Source organism: uncultured Leptotrichia sp., from assembly GCF_938036635.1.
GTDB lineage: Bacteria > Fusobacteriota > Fusobacteriia > Fusobacteriales > Leptotrichiaceae > Leptotrichia > Leptotrichia hongkongensis.
The window spans coordinates 1-3,253 of record NZ_CALHQO010000113.1; the positions used below are offsets into that span (position 1 = coordinate 1).

The window sequence follows — 3,253 nt, forward strand, 5'->3', positions numbered from 1 at the left end:
AATAAAAAGAAAAAATATAATAATATAAGAAAATATTTATTAATCAAAATATCTAAAAAGTAATTTAATTGAATGATTATAAATTAGTTATTAAATATCCCCATTATAAAAATATATTCCTATTTTTAAATGGGGATTTAGTATTATTATTAATTTTATTCAATAAGTTCTAAGAATTTTGTAAAATATCAAAAAAGTTAAAAATCACACTTTTCACATTTACATTGCTTCTAATACTGTTTTTTAAATTTATCAATTTTTTCAATTCGTCTGCATCTAGAGAATGTTTTACATTTATAATAATTTTTGAAAGGAAATTTATCAGAAATTCCTTTTCCTTTTTTAGTTCACTTTCGATTTCATTTATAAAAAAATATACGTTTTCAATATCCCAGAAACGTATTCGCTGTGATAACAATTCGATACTTTTATTATATTTTATAGTCAGATCTAGATTATTTTTTATAACCAGTTCTCCAGTTGTGTAATTTTTCATTTCAAAAATAATTTGTAAAATATCTTCCACAGTGTTAATTTGAAACTGAATATTATCAAGTGAGAGATTTTGCCTTTTAAATTCTAAAATATCGTTTTCATTTCCATCAAAGAAATAGTAGATTTCCTTGCTAACTCCCAGTTCATCGTTGTTCATTCCAAATAGATGAAATTTGATTGTACGGGATTTTATTGTGGAAATGATGTTTAATGTCCTTGATAGAAGGATGAAATATACGTTTTGCGGAGGCTCTTCCAAAATTTTTAAAAGTGCGTTTGAAGATTCTTTTCGTAGGTTTTCGATTCCGCACAGAATAAATATTTTTTTTGGCGAATTAAATGAGGATTCTATTGATGAATAGATGATTTCACGCACTTCGTCAATTTTTATGTTTTCATTATTTTTATTTATTATTTCAATGTCAGGATGCTGGAAGTTATCAATAATCCGTTCAATTTTTTCTTTTTCAGCCTCATTCTGCACATTCTTTGTCATAATCATTTTTGAGAACATTAGTGCATAAGAAAGCAAGTCAACTCTCTTATCACCATAAAAGAGGTAACTTGCACTTATTTTATCTTGATTTATTTCATTTTTAAATTTTTCAGTTATTTCCTGTAATTTCATTTTTTCTCTTTTTCTCTTTTTTTGTTAACAGCAAATATTAATTTTCTCTCATTTGAAGAGTTCTTAATAATTTTTTGTTGTCAAATGCGGCTCCTCCACCTAAAACTACTGAATCTAGTGGGTTTGGAGATAAGAATACTTTGATTCCAACTTCTTTTTCCATCATATCAATAAAGTTTTTGATTAATGAACCTCCACCAGTCATTACAATTCCATTATCTAAAATGTCTGCTGCCAATTCAGGAGGACATTTTTCAAGAACTTCTTTTGTAGAGTTTACAATTTGGAATAAAGAATCTTCAATAGCTTCGTAAATTTCGTTTGCGTTGATTTCTACAGTGTTAGGGATACCAGATTCCAAATCTCTACCTTTTATTTCCATAACTTCAGGCGACTGAACTTTTAATGCTGTAGCCATTTCTTTTTTAATTTTTTCAGCAGTTCTGTCTCCAATTAGTAAGTTGTATTTTCTTTTTACATATCTCACGATATCTTCATCAAATCTATTTCCAGCGATTCTGATTGATTTACTTGCGATAATTTCATCAAGTGAAAGAATTGCAATATCAGTAGAACCTCCACCTATATCAATTACCATGCTTCCTTCAGGTTGTGAAATATTTACGCCTGAACCAATGATAGCGGCTCTTCCTTCTTCAATAATATATATTTTTTTAGCACCTTTTACTGCATCAAACAAGGCTTTTCTTTCTACACTTGTAACTTCAATTGGTACACAAATCATTACTTCTGGCTTGAACAATGAATTTCCATAAATCTTATGAATAAAATATGTAATCATTTCCTTTGTTGAGTCAATATCTGCAATAACTCCATCTTGTAAAGGCTTGATAGCTTCGATGCTGTCAGGAGTTTTTCCTAACATTTCTCTAGCTTCTCTTCCAACTGCAATTAATTTTCCAGTTTTTCTATCTTTTGCAACCACAGATGGTTCGTTCAATACTATTTTTTTCTTTTGCTTATCGTAAATTAATATATTTGCAGTTCCCAAGTCTATTGAGATACTTTTGTTTACTCTAAATATTTTTACAAAATCAAATACGCCCATTTTTCCTCCTATTAAAATTAACTTCCTTAATTATATCATACTTTTCGATAAAAATTTATTATTTTTTGCAATTTTTTTAAATTTTTTGTTATAAATTAAAAATCTTTTGCATTTAACCATTTTAAAATTTCATCATAAATTTCGTGTTTATTTGTTTCATTAAGAGATTCATGCCGTCCATTCTTATTTTCAAGAATATTTATTCTTCTTTTTTTCTTTCTTAATATATTAAAAATTTTACTGATATATGGAATATCAATTGCTTTGTCATCAGTTCCGTAAATAGCCAATATTTTTGTATGTTCATCTAATTTTTTGTAATTTTTGTTGATAAATGCCATTGTGGAAAAAATTCCAGAAAAAAACTTTGGTGTTACAGAATAGCCACAAAGTTCATTGTCTTCATATTTTTTATTTTCAATTTCATCTCTTGTCAGCCAATCAAATTTTGTTGAGTTTGGCTCAAAGGATGCATTCCATTTTTCAAAAATTTTGTTAAATGCAGAAACTTTTCTGAAAATGATTCTTTCCAAAAGAGTAGCAATTTTTCCACCGATAACTTCTAATTGAGTTTTTAGAGGGAAAGCTGACAAAATAAAGTATTTGTATTTATTTTTTATTCCCCATTGTATTCCAATAAGAGCTCCCATGCTATGCCCCAAAATCGTTGTATTGCTTGGAGTTGCTCCAACTTTACTTAGAATTTTTGTAAAAAAGTTGTCAATATCTTTAAAGACAGACTTTATACCACCTTTTCCAAAATCTCCAATTTCACCGTCCTTCAGTTCGCCATGGCCACGAATTTCCATAACAAACACATTATATCCATTAGAAGCCAAAAATTCTGCAAATTCAGCATATCTGTCAATAGGCTCTATCATTCCATGAAATATTACAATATTGTTTTTATATCTTTCTCTTTTTGACTCAAAAAATAAATAAGGAATTTTTTTATTATCAAAACTCTCAAAATACTGCTTTTCCATTATGTTCCTTTCTGAAAAAATATTATCAAATACTTAGTTTTTCAGTAATTTTAAATAAGTATATATTCATTATAA

General features: G+C 27.5%; 3 protein-coding genes. All 3 read right to left on the reverse strand.

All coding sequences use genetic code 11. The features are described 5' to 3' along the window. Positions 1 to 169: 169 nt before the first annotated feature. The 3 genes from Q0370_RS02045 to Q0370_RS02055 all read right to left on the reverse strand — a co-directional run bounded on the left by Q0370_RS02045 (position 170) and on the right by Q0370_RS02055 (position 3,178). On the reverse strand, positions 170 to 1,123 hold the full coding sequence (locus tag Q0370_RS02045; protein ID WP_299571428.1) for an ATPase: 954 nt from the start codon (positions 1,121 to 1,123) through the stop codon (positions 170 to 172). Between the two features lie 37 nt (positions 1,124 to 1,160). After that, positions 1,161 to 2,192, reverse strand: coding sequence for a rod shape-determining protein (locus Q0370_RS02050; RefSeq protein WP_147006265.1), 1,032 nt, complete (start codon positions 2,190 to 2,192; stop codon positions 1,161 to 1,163). Positions 2,193 to 2,287: 95 nt separating this feature from the next. Further along, positions 2,288 to 3,178: an alpha/beta fold hydrolase gene (locus tag Q0370_RS02055; protein WP_299571431.1), complete on the reverse strand. Its 891-nt coding sequence runs from the start codon at positions 3,176 to 3,178 to the stop codon at positions 2,288 to 2,290. Between the last annotated feature and the right edge of the window lie 75 nt (positions 3,179 to 3,253).